Source organism: Piscirickettsia salmonis LF-89 = ATCC VR-1361, assembly GCF_000297215.2.
In the GTDB taxonomy this organism is placed as follows: domain Bacteria; phylum Pseudomonadota; class Gammaproteobacteria; order Piscirickettsiales; family Piscirickettsiaceae; genus Piscirickettsia; species Piscirickettsia salmonis.
This window is the reverse complement of record NZ_AMFF02000082.1, coordinates 1-2,532: the sequence shown is the minus strand read 5'-3', so window position 1 is coordinate 2,532 and position 2,532 is coordinate 1. Positions and strand designations below refer to the sequence as shown.

Annotated in this window: 2 protein-coding genes; both read right to left on the bottom strand. The window is 37.5% G+C overall.

The window, feature by feature from the left end; all coding sequences use genetic code 11:
• Nucleotides 1–4: 4 nt before the first annotated feature.
• Nucleotides 5–181 carry a hypothetical protein gene (locus tag C200_RS15435; protein WP_155276079.1) on the bottom strand — a complete coding sequence of 59 codons (177 nt, stop codon included), beginning with the start codon at nt 179–181 and terminating at the stop codon, nt 5–7.
• 318 nt (nt 182–499) lie between these two features.
• Nucleotides 500–1,843 (bottom strand): hypothetical protein, encoded by a 1,344-nt coding sequence (locus C200_RS08875; RefSeq protein ID WP_032126599.1) that lies wholly within the window; start codon nt 1,841–1,843, stop codon nt 500–502.
• Nucleotides 1,844–2,532: the final 689 nt, after the last annotated feature.

Sequence of the window (2,532 nt, the reverse complement as noted above, 5' to 3'; positions counted from 1 at the left end):
CGATTCAAGGCACGCAACGCTGTGTGACGCGGACAGCCGAGGGTTTATAGTCGTCGCGTTTTGCTCGGCGATTTTGCATCATTGGATGTGCAAAATACCTACCGAGGTAGCGACGCTTACGACCAGACTGACTGGTTCTAATAATGGTTTCAATATTAAATACAAAAATCTTTTTTGTCATTGCTCAAGATCTCTCTCTTTAATTAAAATTAAAAAACTTACTCATTCTTAACGAAAAAAGAGCGATGAATTGTAGTGCCAAATACAATGAACGGCAAACTTTATTTTTATTTCAAAACATAAAACTTAAAATGAATTTTAATTATTATAGGTGAGTTCGATATAGTTCAGCTGGTCAATAGGTTGCGCTGAATGTTAAGCGATGGCTTTTTCTCCTGAAGACAATATGCTGCTAGTCCAGCAATAACCACGGGTAAACCCGTGGTGCTCTGTCTGCGACCATATAGGGACCTAAATCGATAAAGGTTAATTGCTACTCTTAAATCGTTTGTGTAGGGCGACTCTTTGCTTTCATAGGATCAATAATAATTATTATTAGAAATAATAATATAGAAAATAACAACGTTGTGCTTAGTACTGTACCCACGATATGCGAAGCTGTAGATTGGGCAAAAGCAATCCCAAAGATAACGATAAGCAGTGAAATAACTAAAGTTTTTGTTGATAAGGAGAGCTCTGAAAATAATTGAGTACCTAGCCATCTTTCTCTATGGCTTTGAGTACAAAAAAACTGTGCAGATGCATGTACACTGCAAATTAAAAGAACACTGGTAGGAAGCATAAGTTCCCACAGCCAATTAACAGGACTCTGTGGTGTCGGCGGCCATTGAGCAGGGACACCAAATTCAATAATCATTAACAGTCCTAGTAAACCTGTTGTGAGCCAGTACATTGGGATGCGAAAAATACCGAGAAATAAGCAGAAAGCTGCAAGAGTTTCAAAAATAAACTGTATGGGAGCAAGTATTGATGACATCGATGCAGATAAAGCTAAAAAGGATTTAACAACTTCGGGTGCATTGGATGTCTTTTGATAAGTTTCAACAAGATTCTTATAGCCTTCACTAGTAAACCAATGCAGTGAAATATCGGCATTGACCTGATACACTAACATTAATCCAATTATGCTACCCATAATTACCAAATAACGGTTATTAATAAAATCCACCACCTCTGTTTGGAGTGCAGGACGCAATCTATCTAAGTACAAGGAAATAAAAATAGCTAAGCTGCTAAAAATAGAGAAAAGCAAGCTAACAGCTAGTCTATGCTCTCCGCCATTTTTAGATAAGTAATTAAAATAATAAAAAATCACAAAAATAATTAACACAGCTAAAATCATTACCAATTTCTTGTGGCTAGGTAGAATTTTATAGCCCAGTTGCTGGTTGCTTTTTTTGAAATGGTTTTTAATATCCCACTGAGCAATACTTACAACCAATGCAAAGAGAGATGGAAAAAGAAATTCGAAAATCCAGCTACTTGACCGGCCTAAATTAGAAATCCAAAAGCTTGCAAAAATCATTGCTATGACAAATGGATAAACTGGGTTGGAGGAAAAAAAAAGTCCAATAGTGGTGAGAAGCATTAATAAAAAAATCATAGTTAAACTAACTACAGAATAATGAGATAACAACATCAAAAATTGATTCCAAACTTCAGGGGCTTTATTGCTTTGTATTATTTGTTGAAGGTTGGATGAGAACCCTACTACAGTGAAATTCCCTAAATAAAGTTGCTGTAAAATTAACTGTAACATTGTTGTAGCTAACAGCAATGCGATTACACTTATCCAATTAACATTATTAATATATTGTTTCATAATTACTATGGTTACTACTTTTTTTAAGATTTTAAATGACGAACATATGCAGCTCACTAGCCATTACAACAGTTGGAGTTACTCATGCATGGAAAGTGGTATGGTACACATATTAGCAGAGTAATATCGCCACCAGGCATAGCCAGTTTGAAAGAGGTGTTTGATGGAATGAAAGGAACTCAAGGGGATATCAACTCACTATAAAACAAGTGGTTAATCATACACAGGAGACATTGGATTTGGCAAGGCATTATTCGCTTTGCGAACCTAAATAACCGTGTTTAATTTTTTTGTGTATTTTTGATAATGGTATAATTTTTTCTTACAAGCCCGCTATGAGCTATGCTTATAATCCTATCCAAATAATAAAGCTCCCTACGTAAGCGTCGCTACCTCGGTAGGTATTTTGCACATCCAATGATGCAAAATCGCCGAGCAAAACGCGACGACTATAAACCCTCGGCTGTCCGCGTCACACAGCGTTACGTGCCTTGAATCGGCACACTCCACTACTGTGCTCTCACATGACTCTACGGTTCGTATAGATTTTTAGACACTCGTTACGCTTGCTACAGACCTAACGGCCTTTCGCAACTCCGCTCTGCTAAAAACCCGAACCTACCTCGGCCTACTCACCCCGTGCTTAGCACTCCATGGCTCGCAGCGATTGCAAAAAACTTGTTGGACCG

Bases quoted from the DNA above. Each gene is read 5' to 3' on its own strand.
- C200_RS08875 (WP_032126599.1), bottom strand. From the start codon at position 1,843: ATGAAACAATATATTAATAATGTTAATTGGATAAGTGTAATCGCATTG.
- C200_RS15435 (WP_155276079.1), bottom strand. From the start codon at position 181: ATGACAAAAAAGATTTTTGTATTTAATATTGAAACCATTATTAGAACC.